The organism is Neptuniibacter sp. QD37_11, from assembly GCF_047778105.1.
In the GTDB taxonomy this organism is placed as follows: Bacteria; Pseudomonadota; Gammaproteobacteria; order Pseudomonadales; family Balneatricaceae; genus Neptuniibacter.
The window spans coordinates 838,488-864,630 of the sequence record NZ_CP180552.1; the positions used below are offsets into that span (position 1 = coordinate 838,488).

The 26,143-nt window shown below is 45.0% G+C and carries 25 protein-coding genes; 15 read left to right on the forward strand and 10 right to left on the reverse strand.

Going from position 1 to position 26,143, the window contains the following annotated elements:
* Positions 1 to 19: 19 nt before the first annotated feature.
* Positions 20 to 241 (forward strand): hypothetical protein, encoded by a 222-nt coding sequence (locus ACMXYT_RS03695; RefSeq protein WP_415887158.1) that lies wholly within the window; start codon positions 20 to 22, stop codon positions 239 to 241.
* A 73-nt stretch (positions 242 to 314) separates the two neighbouring features.
* Here ACMXYT_RS03695 and cysK read toward each other — a convergent pair whose 3' ends face one another.
* On the reverse strand, positions 315 to 1,283 hold the full coding sequence (cysK, locus tag ACMXYT_RS03700) for a cysteine synthase A (RefSeq protein WP_415887160.1): 969 nt from the start codon (positions 1,281 to 1,283) through the stop codon (positions 315 to 317).
* A gap of 206 nt (positions 1,284 to 1,489) precedes the next feature.
* On the opposite strand from cysK, the gene ACMXYT_RS03705 reads away from it, so the two are divergent.
* The gene (locus tag ACMXYT_RS03705; RefSeq protein ID WP_415900277.1) at positions 1,490 to 1,960 is read left to right on the forward strand and encodes a tetratricopeptide repeat protein; all 471 of its coding nucleotides are present in this window, start codon (positions 1,490 to 1,492) and stop codon (positions 1,958 to 1,960) included.
* 8 nt (positions 1,961 to 1,968) lie between these two features.
* Here the strand turns inward: ACMXYT_RS03705 and ACMXYT_RS03710 are convergent, their stop codons facing one another.
* The 6 genes from ACMXYT_RS03710 to ACMXYT_RS03735 all read right to left on the reverse strand — a co-directional run bounded on the left by ACMXYT_RS03710 (position 1,969) and on the right by ACMXYT_RS03735 (position 8,002).
* Positions 1,969 to 2,367: a GFA family protein gene (locus tag ACMXYT_RS03710; RefSeq protein WP_415900278.1), complete on the reverse strand. Its 399-nt coding sequence runs from the start codon at positions 2,365 to 2,367 to the stop codon at positions 1,969 to 1,971.
* 11 nt (positions 2,368 to 2,378) lie between these two features.
* Positions 2,379 to 2,984 (reverse strand): tRNA-uridine aminocarboxypropyltransferase, encoded by a 606-nt coding sequence (locus ACMXYT_RS03715; protein WP_415900279.1) that lies wholly within the window; start codon positions 2,982 to 2,984, stop codon positions 2,379 to 2,381.
* A 4-nt stretch (positions 2,985 to 2,988) separates the two neighbouring features.
* Positions 2,989 to 4,404 (reverse strand): DUF4139 domain-containing protein, encoded by a 1,416-nt coding sequence (locus tag ACMXYT_RS03720; protein WP_415890474.1) that lies wholly within the window; start codon positions 4,402 to 4,404, stop codon positions 2,989 to 2,991.
* 83 nt (positions 4,405 to 4,487) lie between these two features.
* Entirely contained in the window at positions 4,488 to 6,524 is a 2,037-nt protein-coding gene (locus tag ACMXYT_RS03725; RefSeq protein WP_415900280.1) for an SUMF1/EgtB/PvdO family nonheme iron enzyme, read from the reverse strand.
* A 156-nt stretch (positions 6,525 to 6,680) separates the two neighbouring features.
* On the reverse strand, positions 6,681 to 7,529 hold the full coding sequence (gene kdsA / locus ACMXYT_RS03730; RefSeq protein WP_415900281.1) for a 3-deoxy-8-phosphooctulonate synthase: 849 nt from the start codon (positions 7,527 to 7,529) through the stop codon (positions 6,681 to 6,683).
* A gap of 62 nt (positions 7,530 to 7,591) precedes the next feature.
* Entirely contained in the window at positions 7,592 to 8,002 is a 411-nt protein-coding gene (locus ACMXYT_RS03735) for a hypothetical protein (RefSeq protein WP_415900282.1), read from the reverse strand.
* A 139-nt stretch (positions 8,003 to 8,141) separates the two neighbouring features.
* On the opposite strand from ACMXYT_RS03735, the gene ACMXYT_RS03740 reads away from it, so the two are divergent.
* Positions 8,142 to 8,666: a HugZ family protein gene (locus ACMXYT_RS03740; RefSeq protein ID WP_415900283.1), complete on the forward strand. Its 525-nt coding sequence runs from the start codon at positions 8,142 to 8,144 to the stop codon at positions 8,664 to 8,666.
* Between the two features lie 12 nt (positions 8,667 to 8,678).
* On the opposite strand, the gene ACMXYT_RS03745 is transcribed toward ACMXYT_RS03740, so the two are convergent.
* A complete protein-coding gene (locus ACMXYT_RS03745; RefSeq protein ID WP_415883698.1) occupies positions 8,679 to 8,885 on the reverse strand; it encodes a DUF2788 domain-containing protein in 207 nt (68 codons plus the stop codon).
* Between the two features lie 480 nt (positions 8,886 to 9,365).
* On the opposite strand from ACMXYT_RS03745, the gene nrdA reads away from it, so the two are divergent.
* From nrdA to ACMXYT_RS03775, 6 genes are all read left to right on the forward strand, one after another.
* Positions 9,366 to 11,630 carry a class 1a ribonucleoside-diphosphate reductase subunit alpha gene (gene nrdA / locus ACMXYT_RS03750; protein WP_415900284.1) on the forward strand — a complete coding sequence of 755 codons (2,265 nt, stop codon included), beginning with the start codon at positions 9,366 to 9,368 and terminating at the stop codon, positions 11,628 to 11,630.
* Between the two features lie 101 nt (positions 11,631 to 11,731).
* Positions 11,732 to 12,862: a class Ia ribonucleoside-diphosphate reductase subunit beta gene (nrdB, locus tag ACMXYT_RS03755; protein WP_415883700.1), complete on the forward strand. Its 1,131-nt coding sequence runs from the start codon at positions 11,732 to 11,734 to the stop codon at positions 12,860 to 12,862.
* A gap of 11 nt (positions 12,863 to 12,873) precedes the next feature.
* On the forward strand, positions 12,874 to 13,140 hold the full coding sequence (gene yfaE / locus ACMXYT_RS03760; RefSeq protein WP_415883701.1) for a class I ribonucleotide reductase maintenance protein YfaE: 267 nt from the start codon (positions 12,874 to 12,876) through the stop codon (positions 13,138 to 13,140).
* Positions 13,141 to 13,726: 586 nt separating this feature from the next.
* Entirely contained in the window at positions 13,727 to 13,984 is a 258-nt protein-coding gene (locus ACMXYT_RS03765) for a hypothetical protein (protein WP_415911864.1), read from the forward strand.
* A gap of 96 nt (positions 13,985 to 14,080) precedes the next feature.
* Positions 14,081 to 14,620: a hypothetical protein gene (locus tag ACMXYT_RS03770; RefSeq protein ID WP_415900287.1), complete on the forward strand. Its 540-nt coding sequence runs from the start codon at positions 14,081 to 14,083 to the stop codon at positions 14,618 to 14,620.
* Between the two features lie 215 nt (positions 14,621 to 14,835).
* Positions 14,836 to 15,171, forward strand: coding sequence for a hypothetical protein (locus ACMXYT_RS03775; protein ID WP_415900289.1), 336 nt, complete (start codon positions 14,836 to 14,838; stop codon positions 15,169 to 15,171).
* Positions 15,172 to 15,207: 36 nt separating this feature from the next.
* On the opposite strand, the gene ACMXYT_RS03780 is transcribed toward ACMXYT_RS03775, so the two are convergent.
* Positions 15,208 to 16,056: an AraC family transcriptional regulator gene (locus ACMXYT_RS03780; protein ID WP_415900290.1), complete on the reverse strand. Its 849-nt coding sequence runs from the start codon at positions 16,054 to 16,056 to the stop codon at positions 15,208 to 15,210.
* Positions 16,057 to 16,071: 15 nt separating this feature from the next.
* Positions 16,072 to 16,671 carry a LysE family translocator gene (locus tag ACMXYT_RS03785; protein WP_415900291.1) on the reverse strand — a complete coding sequence of 200 codons (600 nt, stop codon included), beginning with the start codon at positions 16,669 to 16,671 and terminating at the stop codon, positions 16,072 to 16,074.
* A 213-nt stretch (positions 16,672 to 16,884) separates the two neighbouring features.
* On the opposite strand from ACMXYT_RS03785, the gene cysM reads away from it, so the two are divergent.
* The 6 genes from cysM to hemH all read left to right on the forward strand — a co-directional run bounded on the left by cysM (position 16,885) and on the right by hemH (position 26,142).
* Positions 16,885 to 17,781: a cysteine synthase CysM gene (cysM, locus tag ACMXYT_RS03790; protein WP_415900292.1), complete on the forward strand. Its 897-nt coding sequence runs from the start codon at positions 16,885 to 16,887 to the stop codon at positions 17,779 to 17,781.
* 254 nt (positions 17,782 to 18,035) lie between these two features.
* Positions 18,036 to 20,297 (forward strand): GTP diphosphokinase, encoded by a 2,262-nt coding sequence (relA, locus tag ACMXYT_RS03795; RefSeq protein ID WP_415900293.1) that lies wholly within the window; start codon positions 18,036 to 18,038, stop codon positions 20,295 to 20,297.
* A 25-nt stretch (positions 20,298 to 20,322) separates the two neighbouring features.
* A complete protein-coding gene (gene mazG, locus ACMXYT_RS03800; protein WP_415897655.1) occupies positions 20,323 to 21,141 on the forward strand; it encodes a nucleoside triphosphate pyrophosphohydrolase in 819 nt (272 codons plus the stop codon).
* Between the two features lie 203 nt (positions 21,142 to 21,344).
* Positions 21,345 to 23,954, forward strand: a complete 2,610-nt coding sequence (gene ppc, locus ACMXYT_RS03805) for a phosphoenolpyruvate carboxylase (RefSeq protein ID WP_415911865.1) — start codon at positions 21,345 to 21,347, stop codon at positions 23,952 to 23,954.
* Between the two features lie 380 nt (positions 23,955 to 24,334).
* The gene (gene adk / locus ACMXYT_RS03810; protein ID WP_415883710.1) at positions 24,335 to 24,994 is read left to right on the forward strand and encodes an adenylate kinase; all 660 of its coding nucleotides are present in this window, start codon (positions 24,335 to 24,337) and stop codon (positions 24,992 to 24,994) included.
* A 137-nt stretch (positions 24,995 to 25,131) separates the two neighbouring features.
* Positions 25,132 to 26,142, forward strand: coding sequence for a ferrochelatase (gene hemH, locus ACMXYT_RS03815; protein ID WP_415911866.1), 1,011 nt, complete (start codon positions 25,132 to 25,134; stop codon positions 26,140 to 26,142).
* Position 26,143: the final 1 nt, after the last annotated feature.

The following is a 26,143-nucleotide window of genomic DNA, read 5'->3' on the forward strand; positions in this document are numbered from 1 at the left end:
TTGGGCTAGGCTTAAAGGTATGCTTATAAAAAGAGTCGATACCATGCAGCCTACTGTAAGAACCCGAGCAATTGCGGTTGTCACCGTGGATGGGGAGAATTACGAAATTGATGGATGCTATCAAGGTAAGCAAAGAAAGGCGTCTTGGTTCAATGTAATTAAAACAAGTGATCGAAAGATACAGGCCGAACACTTAGATGAATTTCCTTCCCCTGACAAGATCCGTGAAATATTAAATTGATCTGAAAATCAGTTAATAAAAAAGCCAGCTAAGATGCTGGCTTTTTCGTTTATGCGAACTCTTGTAGTAAGACTTACTGCACCATTTCGTTATCTGTGAACATGCCTTCAAACAGAGCTGAAGATAGGTAACGTTCGCCAGAATCTGGAAGGATAACAACGATGTTCTTATCTTTGTTTTCCGGCTGTTGCGCAACACGAAGCGCAGCACATAGCGCAGCACCGCAAGAGATACCTGCCATGATGCCTTCTTTTTCCATTAGCAGGCGTGCTGTTTCAATAGCATCTTCGTTGCTTACCTGCTCAACCTGATCAACTAGTTCTAGGTCTAAGTTTTTCGGAACAAAGCCAGCGCCAATACCCTGAATCTTATGCGGAGATGGTTTAACTTCTTCGCCGTTAATCGTCTGTGTAATAACTGGTGAAGAAACAGGTTCAACCGCAACGGATGTGATCGCTTTGCCTTGAGTGTTTTTGATATAACGAGAAGTACCAGTGATCGTACCACCTGTACCTACACCTGCGACTAGGATATCCACTTGGCCGTCTGTGTCGTTCCAGATCTCTGGGCCTGTTGTTTTTTCGTGGATTTCTGGGTTAGCCGGGTTTTCAAACTGCTGCAGCATCATGTGAGTACCTGGATTCGCATCCACGATCTCTTGTGCTTTATCAATTGCACCTTTCATACCTTTAGCAGGTTCTGTCAGAACGATCGTTGCACCTAGTGCTTTCATGATCTTACGGCGCTCAAGGCTCATAGAAGAAGGCATAGTGAAGACAATGTCGTAGCCACGAGACGCTGCTACGAAAGCTAGTGCAATACCTGTGTTACCACTGGTTGGCTCAACCATGGTCATACCCTGTTTTAGGGCACCACTCTTTTCAGCAGACCAGATCATGTTTGCGCCGATACGACATTTTACGGAGCCAGCTGGGTTGCGAGATTCGATCTTTCCGAAAATATTCAGGCCTGGAGCAAAACGCTTAAGGTGAACGAGCGGAGTGTTACCAATAGTGAGGGAGTTATCTTCGTAAATCTTCATTCTGCTACCCTGTTTAATCCTTTTTATTAGGCGATATATCTAAAATGAATATATGTCGCGTCTTTTATTCGATATCAAGTCTAGAAGTTGTATCTCAGAATTGCTGCGCTGATCAAGGCTTTTTCTATCTTTGGTGATATTTACAATCTTTAGGGCCGATGATGGTATTATTTTCACGATCTCAATTGCCTTTTTAGGGTCTTATAATGCGTGCATTTAATCGACTTTTAGCGCCTGTTATTTTTGCTATCGCTTATGCGTTGTTCCGTTCATCGATAAAGCAGCGATCCAAGAAGAAGCATGACTTTGTGATGAAGTTGTTTCGATTTGCGGCCGATAACGGTCATAGACGTGCATTGTCTGTGTATGGGCATTTACTGCATTTCCGTGGAGATGGCGTACAAAATCGCATTCAGGGAGGGATTTACATCCAGCAGGCGGCGGAAAAAGGTGATGCAAAAGCGCAGTATCAAATGGGTAAAATCTTTGAAGAGGGTTTTGAACATTATTTTCAACCTGACCCGACCAAGGCGTTAAAGTTTTACACACAAGCAGCCGAGCAGGCGCATCAACTTGCTGTTCGTCGCTTGGTCGATATCTATACCGATGGCGAGCTAGATCAAGAACCTAATCATGATCTAGCAAAGCAGTGGCAGGCTAAGCAGTCAAAGCTTTAGTTATTCAATTATTCCGACGACATGGTTTCAAACTGAGTTACGCCATCCGGTATTACTTCCCAGTGCGCTTTGGAGCCTACATAAATGTGCTGGCCAATCTCGATCTCAGGGGCACCATTTACGCAACCTAAAGTAACCTGTAATACCTGATCATTGTGTACGGTACACAGGGTTGACCCGCACTTCTTGCAGAACTTTACGCCGTAACCTTGTTGGTTGAGGTATGACGTTAAGAGAGATTCTCCATTGATCCATTTGAACTGATCCGGTTCGACAAGAGCAACTGCAGATGCTTGGGCATTAAATAGCTTTCGACAGCGAGAGCAATGGCAGGATCGGCCGTCTTTTAATTTGCCATCGATACGGTATGTCACTTCGCCACAAAAACATTCACCGGTGATTGGCATACATACTCTCCTTAACTGTCGGTTAGCTGGTTTTGTTTAGATCGTTTGTATTGAGTGATAAATATCTCAAAGGTTCGATCTAACTCTTGTGCGGCTGTGTGTTCGCTATTGAGCTTTAACAGTTCAGTGACGGTTTCTGCGGTGCAGAGATGATCGCTATCAGGATTACGGCGTAGATCGTAACGACTCGGTGTTTCTGGGTCGAATGCCAGTAATGGTAAGTCGGAAAGCCACGGGCTTTTACGAACGATCTTACGTACCTCTTTCCATGTGCCGTCTGGAATAATGATCAGGGTGTTTCTATCTGGTACAGCCCCTGTGAATTTTTTACTTCGACTAACAAGCTCAGGGCGGTCAGCAGGGAATAGCAACCAAGAGTCTGTATTCTCGTCTTGAATACGATCGATTAAGTCCTGTGGCGGATCGATTCGTTGCCAGATATAGGTAGAGCTATTAGGCAAAACCTTTTGGATAATCTTGCTGGTGGATGTTGGGCGCGGCGGCTCATTTTCGTGTAGCAGCAATGCTAACTCTAATTGGCTACCTTGAGGTGTAATTTGGCTGCAGCAGCAATAGGGAATTGCTAAGCCGCAGCCTTCACAAAATGAATCGGGCAAAGTGTTATCGTTTTTCCATTTGAACTTTAAATTTCAGAGTCACTTCGCCTTGAGGAGGTACTTCCAATTTCCAGCGCGCACTGCCGCCCATCACTTTTTCAAATGGATGGCTACTCTCTTTCATCGCCCATTGTAGCGGGAAATTGCCGGTCATTTCTAATTTTGCGGCGGTGGTACGGCTGTTACTGATTTTCAGCTCCTGCGCAACCATAAAGCCGTTAAAGGTCTTGCTGAAATGGGTTTGCTTACGGTGGATAGATACATCGAAGGCTTTGCCTTGCTGGATCTTAACCTCATCGTTTTCACCTGTATGACCAATATTTCCGCCTCCGGCAAACTGCAGTGAGCCTTTGCTATCAGGGGTAAACGTGCGCACTTTACCAGCAGGTAATGGCGTACCCAGATTACTCTCTTTATCGTTTTTAAAGGTCAACGTCAGTTGAGGTTTTACTCGATGCTGATTGCGTTCCAAGGTTGGATAGATCAAGAATTCATAGTTATAGCTACGCGCTACAGGGATCTCTTTGGCTGTCAGGAAAGATACCTGTTTTACTTGCCCATTTAGCAAGTCTACCTTGCGAGGGAGATCGAATAGATGGAAGTCACCTAAACTCTCTTGTGCCATGGTTTTAGGCGCTGAACGAGCCATCGCGCCGACTGCAAAATCGGCCTGAAGCATCTCTGCATGGCGATTGCTGCCAGGGTTATTTAGGCTACCAGCAACGAGTGAGATTTGTGTGTCTTTGTAATCCGCACCAGTATTGTTGGTTAAACTTGCAAGGCCGTCTAGGGAGGCTTTATTACCTGCTTCATTCAGGGTTAAAACGTAGTCCATGCCCCAATTTAAACCGCCTGTCAGATAACTGATACGAGAGAGTTGTGACTTCGATGTACCAGCGGTGCGGAAGTTTACGCTTGGCTTGCTCAATAGCTGTGGCGGTAGGCTAGGGAAAATGAATCGCCACTGATTATTAAGCGGAATACTTTCAAAACGGTTGTTGCGCTTAATCAGAGCGCGGTTACCGTCCATATTGAGCAACTCCACCTGACTAATAACTTCTTGGCCTGAGACAGGGTTTAAGCGCGCTAGTTGTAGCTGCTTACCTACATAATGTTTCAGCAAATTGCGTTGGTTCAGCAGGTTAGTATTTAAGTTTTGCTCTAAAATTTTTCCGGCATTATCAATCCGCAAGCTTTCGACTTGGAGCTGTTCACTGACATCTTCCAGTGTGATTTTCTGATCTGTACGTAGTGGTGGAAGTTGACGTGTTTCTCTAACTAAACCTAAATTTTGGTTATACAGCGTTAGATTAAGTGACTTGCGTTGCTCGGAACTGATTTGAAGAGCGTCCGCTGCTTGCGCAGTTAATGGTAGAAGGCCTGCTACAAGCAAGCACAGGTATGATTGGCGTTTGTTCATATCAATATTGTCCCTGAATCTTTAGTCCATTAATGCAACGTCAGGCTTAACTGAGGCTGAGCAGGAAAGCCTGAGAGTTCGTTTTAGTCTAGATCTAACGCTACACGGAAGCCCCAGCTATTGCGTTTAGAATCGATCGGATGGCGGTAGCGACTGGCAGGTCTAATTAAACGTTCGATCTCAAACCATGACCCACCGCGCATCACTCTATTTTTACAAGCGCGCTCTTCGTAAGCTGAGCCATCTATTGGAGCAGACGCATAGTTTTCGAGATAACAATCTGCAACCCACTCATCAACGTTACCGGTCATATCGTGAAGTCCCCATTCGTTGGCAGGGAAGCTACCGACTGGAGCCGTCTGTTGACCATCCCATTGGCTTCCACAACCGGAGCAGGCAGCCATATTTTCTTTGAGCTCATCACCCCACCAATAAGTGGTTAAGCTGCCAGCTCTAGCGGCATACTCCCACTCAGCTTCAGTCGGAAGACGATAAGGCTGGCCCGTTTCTCCGCTGAGCCATTTTGTATAAGCAACAGCATCGCGCCAAGTGACATTGATCACAGGACGATTACCTCGTCCCCAACCACCGTCATCAGGCAGGGCTCTGCGGGTCGCTTTAGCGAAGGCATCGTATTCGGCGAAGGTCACTTCAAAGCGAGAAAGAGCGAAAGGCTTCTTGATGCTGACAACATGGACCGGTTTTTCATTATCGTCACCAATCCCGGCTTGATCACCCATACGGAAGTCACCTGAAGGTAACACCACCATATCTGGCCCATAAAGAGTGTCGGAGATCTGATCCTTAAACAGCTGTTGGCCAGGCTCATCCGGTTCTTGATTGTTGAGTTTTTTCATCGCTGCTTCTAAATCATGTTCCAGAATAGCTTTACTAGTTTTAAGTGAGCGAAGCTCTTGTTCCTGCTTATTGTGAAGTTCTTGTTGAGCTTGCAAAGAATCGTACATTTGCTGCAAGGCTTCTTGCTGCTTCTTAATTTGCAGAGCCTGGAAGTCTTTCTCTTTGAAGTTCATTAAATCAGAGATAAACCAACCTAGTAGGTAGCCGCTGATAAATATCACCGAGCCAGCGATGGTATAGATTGCCGTTTTAGGTATTTTAGGCAGTTTTAAGGCGCCTTTCAGTTTATCTTTTAAAGAGGGCTTGCTCTCTTCTGATGTAAGCTCTTCGCTCGCTACATTATCGCTTGCCGAAGCGTCGGCTGCCGCTTCACTTTCTTCTGAGCTTTCAGATTCAGTAGGCGCGGCTTCTTCCTCTTTTTGTGGAGGAAAGAGGGCTTTAACTAGCTCCGTACAGTTAGGCGGACGTTCTTCTAAATCGGTTGAAAGCGCCTTTTGCAAAACTTCCCACTGTTCATCATCTAAACCGGAAGGCTGATCTAGTTGCTTTCGAACTCGATCGGCTTCGCCTTCGTTACTTTTAAAAGCCGGCTTTCCGGTAAATAACTCATACAAAATGCAGGCGTAAGAATATACGTCGGTTTTGCGGCTCAATTTACCAGGGTGGAAAGCTTCAGGAGATTGATATTGCTGATAATGGAAAGGCTCTTTGCTAAAGGCTGCGATCGCTTCATAGCATTCACGTACGGCAAAAAGTGTAAGTTTTACTCCGCCCTTACGATTGATAAAGATCGTTTCGCTATCTAAACAGGCATGTGGCTTTCGTAACTTTTGAAAGCCCATATCAATGGCATAAGCCACTTGTCTGATTAGGCCTAGCTGTTGATTCGGTTGAAGCGAATTACCTTTCTTGATCAGGCTCGCTAGGGTTAGGCCATCAAGTTTTTCGTAGGAAAGGAAAAGTAGTCCGCCTTTATGACTGAAGAAACCGTAGCATTCCGCTATATGCTTGTTTTGCAGTTGCTTGCTGAGCGCAGCATGTTTTTTTATATTTTCGGCAAAGCTATTTTGTTTAAGGAAATTGGGATTAAGGATCAGCAGAGTGACTAAAGGGTTGCCGGATACACCTACATCTTCCGCTTGCCAGAGTTGTCCAAACGGATGAGGGCTGTTGTGTTTGATTAGCTTAAAGCGATGATGCTCAGGGCCAAGGAGGGTTCCTTCCTGTAAAGCATCATAAATGGTTGCTGCCGAGTCGCTCATAAAGACTGATCCTGTTCCTTATCCATGTGCATATCATAGACAAGGCCAGCCTTCTTGGTTAGCACTATTTTGCGACTTTTTTGTGGAACACTTTGATTTATAACACCAAGGAAGCTTTGAAAAACTTAAAGCCTCCTTGGTTTTGGCAATTTATGCTCAGATAGAAGTATCTAGAGGAGGGAAGTTTTTAACTAAATCATCTACGGCTTTCATCTGAGTTAGATATGCTTCAAGGGTGCTTAGTGGTAGCGCACAAGGGCCATCACATTTCGCTTTTTCTGGATCTGGGTGAGCTTCTAGGAATAGACCGGCAATGCCCTGAGATAGGCCCGCGCGAGAAAGTTGCGCTGCAAGTGCGCGACGACCACCGGCAGAGTCGGCGCGGCCGCCTGGCATCTGTAGAGCATGTGTCGCATCAAACATAACTGGGTAGCCAAACTCTTTCATGATAGAGAAGCCCAGCATATCAACGATTAAGTTGTTGTAGCCATAACAAGAACCACGTTCACATAAGATCAGACGGTCGTTACCTGCTTCTTCACATTTGTGCAGGATATGTTTCATCTCTTGTGGCGCTAGGAACTGTGCTTTCTTAATGTTGATAACAGCATCGGTTTTAGCCATCGCTTGTACCAGATCTGTCTGGCGTGACAGAAAGGCTGGAAGCTGGATGATATCGCAGACTTCGGCAGCAGGTGCTGCTTGGAATGGCTCGTGCACATCAGTAATCAAAGGCACTTTGAATGTGTCTTTGATCTCTTGAAGGATCTTAAGACCCTCATCTAAACCGGGACCACGGAAAGAGGTTAGGGAAGAGCGGTTTGCTTTATCGAACGATGCTTTAAATACGTAAGGGATGCCTAGCTTTTCAGTAACAGTGACATAGTGTTCGGCAATCTCCATGGCTAAGTCACGGGATTCCAGTACGTTCATGCCGCCAAATAGCACCATCGGTTTGTCGTTGGCAATTTCAAAATCTGCGACTTGTACGCTCTTCTGTTGCATCTTTGTAGTCATCCATAAAAGTCAGAAAGATGCATTATAACGGCTTCTTAACAGAGAGGCTTTTAATTTGTTGTTGGAAAAAGGTGTGCGTATTTTCCAATCCACTCAAGCGCAGCATCTTGATCTGAGAGCTCGCGGCCCTCTTCATTCAGTACATGACTCCTGTAGCGTTGTATATAACAAAGCTGCTCTAACATACGAATGCGTATAAGCGCGTCAGAGTTGTTAAAGGTTATTCCTAGTTCATAACCCTGAGGGGTGTCGTCACAGCTTTGGATAACGCCATAAACCTCTAGATTTTCAGCAATGCTAGGAATTTTGATTTGAATATTCTCACCCAAATGGAATGGTGTAGGTGAGTGACAGATAAGTTGGAGTGAAGAGGGGGGTGTAGAAACCGAATGGGTCTCTTGGAGCTTGAGTTCGATTGGGAACTCATCGGGATGACGTATAAGCACTTTTGAATCGCCCATGATAATCACCTTACCAGTACTGCCAGTATAGCTATGATTCGCATAACTGTTGTATTTTATTTATCGGCTGGTGTTTTCCAGTCTGAAGAAATAAATGGTTAGAAACTGTAAGACTTTGGAGTGAATACGGGGGAACCTTATGTCAGAGCATAAAGAAGGCCAAGCAACACCAGATGAAGCCTGCAAACAATTACAGGAAAGTAAGAAAACCTTGTTGCTGTCGACTCTGAGTGCCGAAGGATTCCCTGAAATTAGCTATGCGCCCTATGTGAAGGATAAGCAGGGGAGCTTTTATATTTTTATTAGTGAGTTAGCAGCGCATACCCAGAGTTTATTAGCGAACAATGAATGTTCCGTTATGTTTATTACCGATGAGGAACAGTCGCAGAATCTCTTTGCGCGTGAGCGTCTAATCTTTAGCTGTTTATCTGAGCGGGTTGATAATCAAGAGGATGCCTATCAGAGCATGCTGGATGATTTAGAAGAGAAGTTTGGGAACGTTGTGGGAATGTTACGTTCCCTGCCAGATTTTCATCTGTTCAGATTAAAACCACAGCAGGGGCGTTATGTCGTAGGTTTCGGTAAAGCTTATGTTGTAGATCCGAGCTCCGGATCGCTTGAACATATTAGCGAGAAAACGTTAAAAGAATCGAAACCTAACTAGATATGAGGATGCTTATGCGGCTCCGCCCATCATCTCTACAACGACAGTTTTTACCAGGAAGGCAGCCAAGCCTAAGCCTAGGGCAAAAAATAAAATGGCAGTACCGAATTTACCGGCGTTGGATTTTTTTGCTAGATCGTAAATGATAAAGAATATAAAACCAGCAAATACTGCAAGACCAATGTTCAGAGCAATTGCTTCCATTTCTGCTAAACGCATTTAGGCTACCTCTGCTTTAAGCTTAAAATTGGGTGCAAATTATACAGGATTTTGTCCTAGAGCGGTACTCGGATATTGTCGGCCAAAAGCGTACATGAAACTTTAAATATGCACCAAAATTTGGCACGGAATTTGACGATTTGCCATGGGTCAAAAAAATAAAAAAAAGTTGGATTGAGGTAAAAAATCTTAGCTCCCCTGAAAGCCCCGTCATATCAATGATTTCGCTGTATTAGAGCGTTCGCCTACACTCTAAAAAATCCAAAATCAAGAGTTGCATTCAACTCTCATATCACTATATTTAGTGTCTTGAATGACTTGAAGCACCACATGTTGTGCCTCTTGAAAGAGTAGAGTCTAAAACCTGCTGCCCGCATGATCGCGTTATTTTTCATGCTTTTGCCAGATTTTAACGGCAAGTTCAGGGTTAAAAGCAGGATCATAATTACAAATATATCTGAGTGTTATTTGGAAGGTCGCATGCAGCAAGATCTGATGGTTACCAAAAGGGATGGTCGGCAAGAAAAGCTAGATCTAGAAAAGATCCATAAAGTAGTTATCTGGGCCGCTGAAGGATTAGAAGCAGTATCACCGTCAGAAGTTGAGCTTAAAGCTCACTTACAGTTCTTCGAAGGTATGAAAACCTTCGATATTCACGAGACTCTAATCAAGTCCGCTGCCGATCTTATTTCGGAAGATGCACCGGATTACCAATACCTATCTGCTCGCTTGGCTATCTTCCATTTACGCAAGCGTGCTTTTGGTCAGTTCGAGCCACCACACCTGTACCAACATGTTGCAACACAGGTAGAAGCGGGTCGTTATGACAAACACCTAATCGCAGACTACACAGAAGAAGAGTGGGGCGTTCTTAACGACTACTTAGATCACAAACGTGATATGAACTTCTCTTACTCTGCGGTTAAACAGCTGGAGGGTAAGTACCTTGTCCAGAACCGTGTGACTGGTGAAGTTTACGAAAGCCCACAGATTCTTTACATGCTAGTGGCAGCTTGCCTGTTCGCGGATTATCCGAAAGAAACGCGTTTGGATTACGTTAAGCGTTTCTACGATGCGACTTCTCTATTTAAGCTATCTCTGCCTACGCCAATCATGGCAGGTGTGCGTACACCTACGCGTCAGTTCAGCTCATGCGTACTGATTGAAACAGGTGACAGCCTAGACTCTATCAATGCTACATCTGCATCGATTGTTAAATACGTATCTCAACGTGCAGGTATCGGTATCAACGCTGGTGGTATTCGTGCACTAGGTAGCCCAATCCGTAACGGTGAGGCGTACCACACAGGTTGTATCCCATTCTATAAGCACTTCCAGACAGCAGTGAAATCGTGCTCTCAGGGTGGTGTGCGTGGTGGTGCAGCAACGCTGTTCTACCCAATTTGGCACTTAGAAGTTGAATCTCTATTGGTTCTTAAAAACAACCGTGGTGTTGAAGAGAACCGTGTCCGTCACCTTGATTACGGCGTACAGATCAACAAGCTAATGTACACTCGCTTGATCAAAGGTGGCGAAATTACATTGTTCAGCCCGCACGAAGTGCCGGGTCTATACGAAGCCTTCTTTGCTGATCAAGATGAGTTTGAGCGTCTATACGTTCAATACGAGAATGATCCAAACATCCGTAAAGAGAAAATCAAAGCGGTTGAACTGTTCGGTATTCTTGCTGCAGAGCGTGCTCAGACAGGTCGTATCTACATTCAAAACGTTGACCACTGTAATACGCACAGCCCATTTGATCCGGCTGTTGCACCTGTTAAGCAGTCTAACCTTTGCTTGGAAATCGCACTGCCAACTAAACCGTTGCAGCATGTGAATGATCCAGAAGGTGAGATCGCACTTTGTACGCTGTCTGCGTTTAACCTAGGTGCCCTAGAGAACCTAGATGAGCTAGATAACCTGGCTGATCTGATCGTTCGTGCGTTGGATAACCTATTGGATTATCAGGATTACCCAATCCCAGCAGCGCATACATCGACAATGAACCGTCGTCCTCTAGGTGTTGGTGTGACTAACTTCGCATACTACCTAGCGAAGAACGGCGTTAAGTACTCCGATGGTTCCGCAAACGGCCTAGTACACAAAACATTTGAAGCGGTTCAGTACTACCTACTGAAAGCCTCTAATGAGCTAGCAAAAGAGCGCGGTGCTTGTCCTAAGTTTGACGAGACTGTTTACTCGAAAGGCTTGCTACCAATCGACACCTATAAGCGCGAAGTAGATGAGTTCTGTGAAGAGCCACTGCACTACTTCTGGGAAACACTACGCGAAGATATCAAAGAGTTTGGTCTACGCAACAGTACCCTAACAGCGCTAATGCCATGTGAAACATCTTCACAGATCACTAACTCGACTAACGGTATTGAGCCACCACGTGGTTACGTATCGGTTAAGGCGAGTAAAGATGGCATCATGAAGCAGGTTGTTCCGGGTTACACCGAGTTACGCGACCAGTATGAGCTGCTTTGGGATATTCCAAATAACACTGGTTACCTACAGCTTGTTGGTATCATGCAGAAGTTTGTGGATCAGTCGATCTCTGCAAATACTAACTACGATCCTTCGTTGTTCCCGAACGACAAAGTACCAATGAAGCAGCTTCTTCAAGATCTGCTTACGGCTTACAAATACGGTGTCAAAACCCTTTATTACCATAACACTCGTGATGGTGCTTCTGACCAAGCAGATGACGGGGGTTGTGAAGGTGGTGCGTGCAAACTGTAATAGGTTTGCCGCTATCCACTGACCACTCAGAGTAGAGCGCCTGTCACAATGTGGCAGGCAATATAACTAGATTTATCCAGGTTTCAGGAACGAACACTCCGATGGCGTACACTACGTTCAGTCACAGTACTCACGATGCAACTAAAGAGCCGATGTTTTTCGGTAAAAGCGTAAACGTTGCTCGTTACGACAGACAAAAATATCCAATCTTTGAAAAGCTGATTGAAAAGCAGCTGTCGTTCTTCTGGCGTCCAGAAGAGGTCGATCTATCGACTGACCGTAAAGATTTTATGAATATGCCGGAGCACGAAAAGCATATTTTCTTGAGCAATTTGAAGTACCAGACGCTACTTGATTCTGTTCAAGGACGTTCACCTAACGTTGCCTTTCTACCAGTCGTTTCTATACCTGAGTTGGAAACATGGTTCGAGACTTGGGCGTTTAGTGAAACGATTCACAGCCGCTCTTACACGCATATTATTCGTAATATCATCACTGAACCGTCTGAAGTATTCGATCAGATCGTGACAAACCCAGAGATCATTCGCCGTGCGGATTCTGTGACACGTTTGTACGATGAGTTCATCAACCTATCCAGTGTTTACAGCATTCACGGTGAAGGTCTACATACGGTTGATGGCAAGGTTTACGACACGTCTATGCGTAACCTTAAGAAGAAACTTTACCTAACGCTAGTATCTATCAACGTACTAGAAGCGATCCGTTTCTACGTAAGTTTTGCATGTTCTTTTGCCTTTGCAGAGCGTGCGATCATGGAAGGTAACGCTAAGATCATTAAACTGATCGCCCGTGATGAAGCGCTGCACCTAACGGGCACGCAGCACATGCTAAACATCATGGCATCTGGCGCTGATGATCCAGTCTTTAAAGAGATTGCTAAAGAGTGTGAACCAGAGGTTTACGCCATCTTTAAAGAAGCAGCTCAACAAGAGAAAGATTGGGCTGAGTACCTGTTCCGTGAAGGTTCGATGATCGGTCTTAACGCTCAGATCCTATCTGACTACGTTGAGTACATCACTAACGTACGTATGAAAGCGTTGAACTTGGAAGAGATCTTCCCATCACGTCAAAACCCACTACCGTGGATGAACGCGTGGTTGATCAGTGACAACGTTCAAGTGGCACCGCAGGAAGCGGAGATCAGCTCTTACCTTGTAGGTCAGATCGACAACGAGGTGGATGAAGGTGATTTCGACGGCTTTGATCTATAAGAGGCAAGCTTATGTCTGGCCCATCACGCATCAAAGTTAACCATCACCATACGTTCTACTATCAGTACGAACCGACCCTACTCGACGCGCTGGAAGCACAAGAGATTCCAGCGCCATACAACTGCCGCGGTGGGTACTGTGGCTGTTGTAAAGTTCGCCTGATCGAAGGTGAAGTTCAATATGTTCAAGAGAGCTTATTGGACCTGCAGGATGACGAAGTGCTTACCTGTTGCTGTATCCCCAAAACACACATCGAATTAGAGATGCCTGACGAGTAAGTGGGCACTTCCTAATCCTTTCTTTGCACTAAAAAATAATGCACAGCTACAAAAAAGTGCGGTGATATCTGTGGATTTCGCCGCTGTGCATTATTCTTGTGCACAGCTAAAAATTTTCCTTGTCAATATTGCATTAATTAATTTTTAAAAGTTTAAAAAATCTTATTGATTTATATAACTAATTGAAATTAAAAGATTAATTTTTATTGGGTTAAATTTTAAACTATTTGCTGAATTCAACGTAATTAGTGCCTTTCAGCGATCTACCCAAAAACTATTCACTGAGTTATCCACAGAAGGTGGGGATGTTTTTCATTTGGTAAAAATTGTCGTTTGTGGACAAGAGGTGGGATAACTCGGTTGGTGTTCTTCCACAAGTAATCTTGTTATGTTGGCTGACTCTTTCTGTTGGTGGAGATAATAGGATTCGATGGTGAAGTGTGTGCTATTCAGTTATTGGTATGCAGGCTATTTCACGGAGAGTTAGTCTAATAAGGGAGATAGTGTGTTTTTCATAGTATTTATATCTGTATTAATTTCTGTGATTTATTTGGTTGTTATCTACTACAGAAAAGTCGCTGAGTGTATGAACTCAGCACGTAACAGTGATCAAATCGAACTATTAGAAAAATGTATGGTAATTCCATTTCGAGATTATAAAGGGAACATTGCTGATATTCATTTGGTGACCCTAGCGTTATGGGGGCGTTATAAGGAGAAAGGGCTTTCAGATGAGCTAGTTGAATTGTTAGATGAAACTAAAAAAGTGTTCTTCTTGCAGTGGGTATTTAGTGTGTTTCTTGTTGCTATCCCTGTAATTAATAAACATCTTACGGGTGGGTAAAGTTCTTATTCTTAAGATAGGGTTAGTTTTGTGAGATTGTTAATGGAATTTTTACTCTGAAACCAGCTAGCGTTTGCGATATACAAGGAGAGCGTCTTGTTTAATGTGCTTACTGTCTTCCTACTTTTACTAAGTGTTTCTGTATTTGCTGATTGTGATCGCCAGCAGCTTTTTTCAAAGGAGAATGCGAACTTAGAGCAATATCTCTCCCAAGGGAATTATGATTCAAGTATTTTCTTGATCAAATACCGTTTAGTTAATCTACCTCTGCCAAATCGATACAAGGTTTCTTTGATTGTGGATCCGATAACGGTTGATACTAGTCTTAGCTCAATAGCTAGTTTTGAAGATGAGTATTTAGGGTGCAAAGGTAAAAAGATTCCGTTCGGTCACCTTTACTCTGGGTTAGTTAAGGATTGTACGCTTTGTAACCGCTCGGACTATATTTCTCAAAATGTTAGAGAAAATGGTGCTGATAAATATAAGTTGTTTGAGATGAAGGAAGGCTTGTTTCTATCAGTTTTCTATAACGATCTCGCCTATATGGAAATTGCAGATGAAAATCTAAATTTGTATAGAGCGTGGCAAACTTTGATTATGCAAGCTTGGGGTAAGCAGGATCAGTTCACTGAATGAATATTTTAAATATTTGAGAGCTGAGCAAACGTTTTAGTTGATTTTCATCCAGAACAAATCTGATTATTTTGGTTGAGCCGTCACATGGAATAAACATGACAAGTTTGTACTTTGCTAGTGGTGTTCTCTGTCTATGATCGCTCAAGTGACAGAGCGTTTTTAATATTTGAATGCAATAGCGAAGTATATTGCACCGTCTTTCTAGAGTTCCAGCTATGCCAAAACTTGATGATAATCCATACGAACATATACACGATATGTCATTAGCCGCGGGCGGGGCTACCGGGATCATGATTTCTATTGGCTTTTTCTTATCATTAGAGCTGGTAGGTGGATTAGCAGGGTTATTCTTAGCTGTAATGGGGCTTTCTCACAAAGCGGTTTACAAGCTAGTGTTTAATAAGCTGATGGCGAAAGCTAACTGGGTGCTGATAGTTGGTGGAGGTTTGATCTTTCCCTTTGGCTTTTTGTTTCAGCCGTTATTTTTTATCCCATTGATATGCATTGTTTTGTGGTGTGCGTTATTTTTTGGGAAATTTGAGCAGCTTTAATAAGGGCTATGCTCGATGGTGAGGGAACAGGCTTAGTTATTCATTTCCCACAAAAAATGATTGATAACTCTTCGGCGTTACCGCCACGCGTTTCTTAAAGTGCCTCTGAAAATGGCTTTGATCGGCAAAGCCTAATTCCAGTGCTGTTTCCGCTAAACCGTTCCCTTGTTGCAGTAATTGCTTAGCTCGGTTGATTCGTTGGTTAAGTTGGTATGCATGCGGGGCTTGGCCGTATTGCTGTTTAAAGCTGCGGATCAGGTGGTAGCGGCTTAAGCCTGTTTCGGCGCAAAAATCATCGAGAGACCAAGGCGAATCGAGCTGATCCATGATTAGCTCTTTTACTCTGTGGATGTGGAAGTTATCCAGCGCCTTATGATCACTTTGGGTGTTAAGGTCTTTACCGAAAAGCACTTTCAGATATTCAATCAATAGAGTTTCAGCAGCGAGTTTATTGTCGTTCTCTCTGAGCTGCTTAAACAGGCTATCAAACTGCGCAAATAAGCTAGGGTTACTTTGCTGAACTTGGTTAAACGCGAGGTAATCCTGATTGTTGCTGTTGAATAGCTCGCTCTGTAACTCGCCAATCCAATCGGTATCGATAAACAGCATTCGATAAGACCATTCTCTGGCATCAGGGTTGCAGGAGTGAGCATCGCCAGGATTAATCGTTACCGTGGTGCCTTGATGGATCTTATTAGCTTGTTTCAGGTTGTGGTATTTAGCGCTACCGTTATCAATCACGCCGAAAGAAAACTCATCATGGGAGTGAGTTTGGTAGCAAGCTGCCGAGCGATGGGCTGAGCGCATTTCAATAAAAGGCAGCGAAGCACAGCGAGCAAAAAACTCGGCTGGCTTTTGAGTGTTGGGTTTGCTGGTCTTTTTCATCGGCTAACTCAGGCGCTAATTTATCCAGATTGGTGCAATCGTTAGAAATAGCATTATGCCCATAATGCGGTTAAATAGCTTTTGCTGTTTGGGTTGCGCTAGATAATCCTTAATCAGATGCCCAGCGATAGCCCAAGTTCCAACTCCAATCAGGCACGCAGCAAAAGAGATTACGCCAAACACACCTAAATATAGTTGAGGCTCGGACTGGTTTAGTACAAATACACTCACACCTGAGATAGAGACTAACCAGGCTTTAGGGTTGAGCCCTTGGCTGAGTGCGCCTTGCATAAAAGTAGGTGGTGTTGAGCTTTGTTCTTGCTCATTGGACTCACTGGCTGCTGTGGCAATTTTGTACGCCATATAGATAAGAAAGGCGCTGCCCAGATATTTAAGGATAACTAATAGCTGTGGATTGTTTTGAAATAGCTGATGCGTACCTGCACCTGCAAGCAAAACAATCAATGTGTAAGAGATAGTCGCCCCAAGCACATGGGGCAGGGTGCGTAAAAAACCATAAACCGCAGCAGAACTGGTCGCAATAATATTAACTGGGCCGGGGGTAATCGCACCGACAAGGGCAAAGACAGCCATAGATAGGGTGAGTGCAAACATAGGAAACCTTCTAACGTAAAATATTGGCTTACTATGGCAGTGCTTAAAACCAATTTATTGAACGAAATTGCGCTGGGCTACGCTTGTTTGTGAAGAGTAGATTTCTTGTGCTTTTAGGGAACCCTCGGTAAACTTTTGTGTCCTTTATATAGGCTATAAAAAACAGCTTTTTTATAACTTATTATTTGTTTCTTATAACGGTGAAAAAATTCTATGAGCGTGCAGTTTCCAACAATTGAAGACTATGTCGGTAAGACCCCACTTGTGCGTCTACAGCGTATAGGTCAGGGCAACGGCAATGTGATTCTATGTAAACTGGAAGGTAATAACCCTGCAGGCTCAGTTAAGGATCGTCCTGCGCTTAGTATGATTCAGCGTGCTGAAGATCGCGGCCAGATTAAGCCGGGTGATACTCTGATCGAAGCAACATCAGGTAACACAGGTATTGCCTTAGCTATGGCGGCTGCAATCAAAGGTTATAAGATGAAGCTGATCATGCCTGATAACAGCAGTGAAGAGCGTAAAGCCTCTATGACGGCTTATGGCGCAGAGTTAATCCCTGTAACCAAAGAAGAGGGTATGGAAGGTGCGCGTGATCTAGCCCAGGCGATGCAAGAGCGTGGTGAAGGTATCGTACTTGATCAGTTTTCTAACTTTGATAACCCAGAGGCACACTATCGTGGAACAGGCCCAGAGATCTGGGAACAGACTCAAGGTAAAGTGACTCACTTTGTCAGCTCTATGGGGACTACAGGTACCATTATGGGAACCTCTCGTTTCCTTAAAGAGCAAAGCGCTGATGTTCAGATTGTCGGTTTGCAACCAAGTGAAGGTGCACAGATTCCTGGTATTCGCCGTTGGCCGCAGGAATATCTACCAAAGATCTTTGATGAAAGCCGTGTAGATAAAGTTTTGGATATTGGTCAGCAAGAAGCGGAAGACACTATGCGTGAATTGGCGCAGAAAGAAGGCATTTTCTGTGGTGTATCTTCTGGCGGGGCTGTCGCTGGTGCTTTGCGTTTAGCTGAGCAAGTCGAGAACGCGGTGATTGTGTGTATTATCTGTGACCGTGGTGATCGTTACCTTTCAACTGGTGTGTTTAACGGTTAATTCAAGGTCTTAAAGGCGTGGATTAACAATATAGAAAAGCCCCAATGGGGCTTTTTTTGTGCTTGGCATAAAATATTAGTTGGTCTTAATGCATAAGAAATTCGCGCTTTGGCTTCTGAAGGAATAGAATATGCGCCGCATGAGTTGGGAGCAGAAGTTGATTAATCACTTCTAGCCCATATATTTAGTGCAGATAAAAATAATAATAAAAGCCGGTAAACGGTAGGGTTAATTTCTGGGAGCAGTAGTAGAACATGGTTAAGGTACGTCAAGACCAGCCAATTCTAGACGATGGATCTGTAGATCTAGATGTTTGGTTGGAGCATCTTCAAGATCTTACAGACATTGAAGATATCGATGTTATTCGTCGTGCTTGTGAAATGGCAAAGCAAGCGCAGGATAAAAGCGAAGTATCAGAAGATGTTTGGGCTGAAAATAGCCATAATAGCTACCGTACAGGCCTAGAAATGGCGCAGATCTTAGCGGATCTGCATCAGGATCAAGATTCCCTAGTTGCCGCTATTCTTTATCGCGCAGTGCGTGAACGTAAACTGCCTATCGAACGTGTTCGTAAACAGTTTGATAAAGGCATCGCCCAATTGATCATGGGCGTTCTCCAAATGGCTGCAATCGGTAGCCGCAAAAACCCTCGAATCGATGAAAGCGTATTGGGTAGTGAAACTACTCAGATGGACAATGTCCGTAAGATGCTGGTGGCGATGATTGATGATGTGCGTGTGGCGCTGATCAAAATTGCTGAGCGTACTTGCGCTATTCGAGGTGTAAAAGACGGCAGTCGCCGCAAGCGTTATCTTGTGGCGCGTGAAGTATTTGATATATACGCGCCGCTTGCTCACCGTCTTGGTATCGGTCATATCAAATGGGAATTGGAAGACCTTTCCTTCCGCTATCTAAAGCCTAATGACTATAAACACATTGCCAAGCTTCTGGATGAGAAGCGCTTAAACCGTCAGGACTATATCGATAAGGTAGTTCTACGTTTAGAAAGCGAGCTAGAAAACGTCAATATTGATGGTGAGGTTAGCGGTCGTGCTAAGCACATCTACAGTATTTGGCGCAAAATGCAGCGTAAGAATATCGAGTTTAGCCAAGTTTACGATGTTCGTGCTGTACGTATTTTGGTGCCGCAAAGCCGAGATTGCTATGCGGTACTGGGTATTGTGCACAGTTTATGGCGCAATATTCCGCATGAATTTGATGACTACATCGCGTCACCAAAACCGAATGGCTATCGCTCCCTGCATACCGCTGTATTTGGCCCAGAAGGTAAGGTTCTAGAGATTCAGATCCGTACCTTCGATATGCACGAAGAGGCGGAGCTAGGTGTATGTGCCCATCACCTATATAAAGGCACAGACACTAAGCAAAGCAGTGATGCCTATGAAGACAAGATTGCATGGTTGCGTCAGGTACTTGAATGGCACGATGACTTGGGCGAAAGCGAAGAGTTTGGTGACATGCTGCGTGGTGATGTTGTTCAAGATCGCCTATACATCTTTACCCCTGATGGCCATGTTATCGACATGCCTAAAGGTGCGACGCCGGTTGATTTTGCCTACCGCGTTCACACCGAAATTGGCCACCGTTGCCGTGGTGCCAAAATTAATGGGCGTATCGTTCCACTAAACCGTCGTCTGCAGACCGGAGATCAGGTCGAGATCATGACGGGTAACGAAGAACGTCCTCGTCGTGACTGGTTAAACATCAACCTTGGCTTTGTAACTACGCCACGCGCGCGTGCCAAAGTTGCACACTGGTTCAAGTTCCAGGCGAAAGAGCAGAATGCCGATGCCGGCCGCTCAATCGTTGCGAAAGAGTTTAAGCGTTTGGCAATTGATCTGGACGAGCTAGATATTAATCAGATCGTTGAACAGGTTAATTACAAGAATACTGAAGATATGTATGCCGCTTTAGGTGCGGGTGATCTACGTCTGTCGCAGATCATTAATGCCGCTCAGAAGCAGGTACTGCGTGAAGAGGAAGAGCAGCTTGATCTGGCGCTACCTGCACAAAGTGCAGGTGATTCTGGTCAGCCAGAAGGAATCCGAATTCGTGGTGTGGGTAACCTGCTGACTACGATGGCGAGCTGCTGTAAGCCAGTATTGGGCGATCCTATTGCCGGTTATATCACTCAAGGCCGTGGTGTTTCTGTTCACCGCGAAGACTGTATCAACATGATTCAGTTGCAGGAACGTGAGCCTGAAAGGGTGATCGAAGTTGATTGGGGCGAAACAGGCCAAACAACTTACCCTGTGGACATTTATATCGAAGCGTTCGACCGTTCTGGTCTTCTGCGTGATGTTATGTTGTTGATGGCGGAAGAAGATCTAAACATTATTGCTGCGAATACTCTGTCAGATAAACGCGACAATATTGCACGTCTAACTCTGACTACCGAGATCTCCAGTCTGGATCTTTTGGGTCGTATTATGGACAAGATCAATCAGGTGCCAAACGTTATGGAAGTTCACCGTCAACGCGGTGGTACTAGCTAATAAGCTATTAAAGGTTTTTTGCGTTATGGCTCAGTACACAATTGATGATCTTATCTATCTGATGTCACGTTTGCGTGACCCTGAAACCGGTTGCCCTTGGGATCTTAAGCAGACCTACGCCACTATTGTGCCGCATACCTTGGAAGAGGCCTATGAGGTTGCAGATGCCATTGAACGTGAAGACTGGGAACATCTAAACGACGAGTTAGGTGATCTACTGTTCCAAGTGATCTTTTATACCCAGCTGGGTTCTGAAGATCAGCGATTCGACTTTTCCACAGTCGTAAACAACCTGATCGAGAAGTTAGTTCGTCGCCATCCTCATGTTTTTCCAGATGGTACCTTGCACTCCAATTGTGCAGATAATCCGATATCGGAAGAGGAGATTAAGCGCAATTGGGAAGCGATCAAACAGCAAGAGCGAGATGCTAAAGAAGCTAAAGGTATCAGTCGAGTCTTAGACGATGTACCGCGTGCTTTGCCTGCACTGTCTCGTGCTGCGAAATTGCAAAAGCGTGCTGCACAAGTGGGTTTCGATTGGAACGAAACTGAAGCTGTATTGGATAAGATGGAAGAGGAGCTAGCAGAGCTTCGTGAAGCCATTAAGTCCGGTGATAAAGCTGCGGTCGCTGATGAGATGGGCGATATGCTATTTGCTCAGGTCAATCTTGCCCGTCACCTAGGTGTAAACCCTGAACATGCTGTGCGTGGAACCAACCAAAAATTCGAGCGTCGTTTTAGTTACGTTGAAGACCAAGTACTCGCATCTGATCGTGACTGGGATGGTTTCTCTTTAGACGAATTAGATGCTTTTTGGGATCAAGCTAAAGCTAAAGGTCTGTAACTGCTTTTAAAGCTTCGTAGCAGGCTTCTAGCATGCAGTTAAAGTACTTTACACCTCCTTACACTCCTTTCTTATAGCCCTGTTTTAGTGCGCTATTCCTTAAATAATTAACTGAATTTACTGTATTTTTCTTCTTTTTAATGGGTTAGCATCGAAGAAAACCGACTCCATCGGTATGCGAATTTTTGCGTCAGGAGGGATATATGACCAATCTGCACGAAGCTTTACGCGATGATGTTCGAATGCTCGGCTCCAGCCTTGGGGAGACTATAAAAGCACACCTTGGCGATGAACTGTTTGATAAGATTGAAGTGGTACGCCAGTTAGCGAAAGAGGGACGTACGGAAGAAAACCCGGAACACGAAGAGCTACTCAAAGCGCTACGTGAACTGGGCGAAGATGAAGTATTACCGGTTGCCCGTGCGTTTACTCAGTTTTTAAACCTCGCCAATATTGCCGAAGAGCACCACAGGGTACGTCGTTACCTTGAAGTCACCGATGTTTGTACTCCCGATTCTCTCTGTACTCTGTTTGCTCAGCTACGCCAGAAAGGCTTTACGCCACAGCAGATAGCTGAGTCACTTAAAGATACCCAGATTGATCTGGTATTAACTGCCCACCCTACCGAAGTAAATCGCCGTACCTTAATCCAAAAATACGATGATATTGCTGACTGCTTGCGTCGTTTAGATAGCGGTGATGAGGATGCTCAAACTCGCCTAGATGAACTGATCAGACAGATCTGGCATACCGATGAGATTCGTAAGCAACGCCCAACGCCGGTTGATGAGGCGAAGTGGGGCTTTGCTGTAATCGAAAATTCCCTTTGGACAGCGGTACCTAAGTTCCTACGTCGACTAGATGCTCAGTTAAATGAGACGTTGGGTGAGCGTCTACCACTCGATAGTTCGCCAATTCGCTTTGCCTCTTGGATGGGGGGGGACCGAGATGGTAACCCGAACGTTACGGCCAAAGTCACCGAAGAGGTGTTACTGCTTTCCCGTTGGATGGCGGCTGATCTTTATCTTAAAGATGTTGATGCTTTACGTGCCGAACTGTCAATGTATCAGGCTAGCAAAGAACTGATGGCCCGCGTTGGTGACTGTGCTGAACCTTATCGCAAGTTACTGGGTGAAGTACGTAGCCGTTTGCAGGGCACAAAGAACTGGGTTGCGCGTCAGCTGAAAGGGGACGTTGATGGCGATTACGATGTTTATGTCCACGAGGAAGAGCTATTAGAACCCTTGATGCTTTGTTATCGCTCTCTGCAAGAGTGCGGTATGGGCATCATTGCTGAGAATGCGCTGGAAGATATTATCCGTCGTATTGCTTGTTTCGGCCTAACCTTAGTGAAGTTGGATATTCGCCAGAGCTCTGATCGTCATGCGCAAGTATTTGAAGAGCTATCACAGTTTTATGGCCTAGGTTCATACAGCGGTTGGACCGAAGAGGGGCGTCAAAGCTTCTTGTTGAAAGAGCTACAAAGCAAGCGCCCGTTGTTCCCAAATGAGTGGGTGCCATCAGATGAGGTGCAGGAAGTTCTAGATACTTGTCAGGTAGTCGCGACAGCCGATAAGAGCGCATTAGGCTCGTATGTAATCTCTATGGCCAGCCATCCTTCCGATGTATTAGCCGTTATCTTGCTTCTACGTGAGATGGGTATCAGCCATAACATGCGAGTTGCACCGCTGTTTGAAACGCTGAATGATCTTGAAAATGCTCGTGATTGTATCGATGCCTTGTTAAGTGTTGATTGGTACAAAGCCTACACTCAAGGCCATCAAGAGGTGATGATCGGATACTCCGATTCTTCCAAAGATGCTGGACAACTAGCTGCGGCTTGGGGCCAGTTTAAGGCACAGGAAGGGCTAACTCAGCTATGTAAAGATCATGGTGTTCACTTAACCTTGTTCCACGGTCGTGGTGGTACAGTGGGCCGTGGTGGCGGTCCAAGCCATACAGCGATTTTGGCGCAACCTCCGGGTTCGGTAGATCATAGCCTGCGCTTAACTGAACAGGGTGAGATGATCCGCTTTAAGTACGGTATGCCTGACTTGGCGATTCGTAACTTAGAGTTGTGCACAGGTGCCGTTTTGGAAGCGACGCTAAGTCCGGCGCCGGGGCCTGAGCAAGCGTGGCGTGAGCAGATGGAAGCTATGGCTAAACGCGGCTTAACCGAGTACCGTGCCATTGTGCGGGAAAACTCCATGTTTGTGCCGTATTTCCGTGCGGCTACCCCGGAGCAAGAGCTAGCGAAACTGCCATTGGGATCGCGCCCAGCTAAACGCCGTCAGGATGGTGGGGTAGAGAGTCTACGTGCGATTCCATGGATCTTTGCGTGGACGCAGATTCGCTTAATGCTGCCAGCTTGGTTGGGCAGTGATAAAGCATTGCAAGAAGCGCTGAATGAGAGCAGTCAGTCGCTGGTTAAAGAGATGTATCAGAAATGGCCATTCTTTAGATCGACCATCGACATGCTAGAGATGGTATTGGCGAAGAGTGATCGTAACATCTCAGCTTACTATGATGAGCAGTTGGTTTCTGAAGAGCTGGGCGTGTTGGGTTCTAGTTTACGACAACGCCTTGGTGATATTGTTGGGCTGATCAATCAGATCAAAGAGCAAGATGGCTTATTGGATGCTAGCCCTGTGATTCGCCAGTCGATCGATGTGCGAAACCCGTATATTGATCCGCTGCATTTCTTGCAGGCAGAATTGCTTCATCGAGATCGTAACCAGCCAAATGAACGCTTAGAGCAAGCGCTAATGGTAACTATGGCGGGTATTTCCGCCGGTATGCGAAATACTGGATAAGCTGATTTTTAAGCGATTTTCGCTGTTTATATGATCTAAGTTACTGCGGTGCAGCAATAATTGCTTGTGCTGTAGTGACTTGATAACGTAGTCTCTTATACAGATTTTTAATTCAAAGCCGCTGTTGAAACTCCCGAACTTTCAATAAGTTTGCTGGAGATGTGGCCGCTTTGACGATGACAACCTATCAAACTAACGGACTTATACCTTGGTTCCATAAGTCCTGTATTGGTAGTCCTAATGTCGAATTGTTCGCTTTTAAGGTCATGGTATCGTCCGGCATTAGCATTTTTTTATGACAGATTTCTGCTTATTCGATCAACATAGATCGGATGGCGACAACTTTAAAATTTTAAACTTACTAGTTAGGAGTTTCCTGTATGCGTATTATCCTTCTGGGCGCACCAGGCGCAGGTAAAGGTACTCAGGCACAATACATCACTGAGAAGTATGGCATTCCTCAGATCTCTACTGGCGACATGCTACGTGCTGCGGTAAAAGCGGGTACCCCTCTGGGCGTGAAAGCCAAAGAAGTTATGGACGCAGGCCAGCTTGTTTCTGATGACATCATCATCGGTCTAGTTAAAGAGCGTATCGCTGAATCTGATTGTGCAAATGGTTTCCTATTCGACGGTTTCCCACGCACTATCCCACAAGCTGATGCTCTAAAAGATGCTGGCGTTAACATCGATGCAGTAGTTGAAATTGATGTTGCTGACGAAGAGATCGTTAAGCGTATGGCTGGTCGTCGTGTGCACCCAGGTTCTGGCCGTACTTACCACGTTATTTTCAACCAGCCTAAGGTTGAAGGTAAAGACGACGTAACTGGTGAAGACCTAGTTCAGCGTGCTGACGATGCAGAAGACACTGTTCGTGACCGTCTGAAAGTTTACCATGACCAGACTGCTCCACTGATCACTTACTACAAAGGCTGGGCTGAAGAAGACGCAGCTGCTGCACCTTCTTACGTTTACGTAGCAGGCGTTGGTTCTGTAGAAGATATCCGTGACGGCGTATTCGCTGGCTTGGAAAATGCTTAATTAGCATTGATCTAAAAGATTTAAAAAACCGTACCCCACCGGGTGCGGTTTTTTTATGCCTATAATCAGCGCTAACTATAGGATTTTAGTCGCACATCCGAGATAATCTCCCCCTTACATAAAAGGAAAGATGCTGAATGAGCCCAACAGATAAAACCGCCGTTGTATTAGTTAACTTAGGTACGCCTGACAAAGCTGAAAAAGGCGCTGTTCGTCGTTACCTAAAAGAGTTTTTATCTGACCAGCGTGTAGTTGAAGGCAAAGGCCTAAGGCGTATGCTGTGGTTGTCTGTTCTTAATGGCATCATCCTTAATGTTCGTCCAGGTAAAGTAGCGAAAGCTTATGCCAGCATTTGGGAAGATGATTCCCCGATGCGCAAGATTTTGGACAAGCAGGTGGCTGGCCTCCATCTTTTGCTTCAGCAAAAGCATGGCGAACATGCACCCGATGTATTCTCGGCGATGACTTATGGCAAGCCGGGTCTGACGCCTCGTTTGCAAAAGTTACAAGAGAGCGGTTACCACAAAATTCTATTGGTACCTATGTATCCGCAATATTCAGCAACCACGACGGCACCTATCTATGATCAGGTAGCAAAGTTCCAGCTTAAACAGCGGGAAGTTCTGGATATTCGTATCGTGAACTCTTATTACAGCCATCCAGAGTATATTGCTGCCTTGGCAGACCAAGTGCAAAACTTCCGTACCGAGCACGGCACACCGGATAAATTGATCCTTTCCTATCATGGTATTCCAAAAGAGTATTTTGATAAGGGTGATCCTTATCCAAAGCAGTGTCATGAAACGTCTGAACTGTTAGCTGCGAAGCTAGGTTTGGCAGATACTGAATGGATGACCACATTCCAATCCCGTTTTGGGCCTAAGGAGTGGATGCAGCCTTATACCGACAAAACGTTGGAAGCGCTGCCTGAAAAAGGTGTTAAATCGCTACAGATTGCTTGTCCTGCGTTTTCAGCGGATTGCTTGGAAACCTTAGAAGAGATCGCTATCGAAAACCAAGAAGTGTTTATGGAAGCTGGCGGTGAATCTTACGAGTATATTCCGGCGTTGAATGCTCAAGACAGCTTTATCGAACTCTTAGCGACCTTGGTGCGGGAGCAAGCAGGCGATTGGGTAGGAGTCCGTTAAA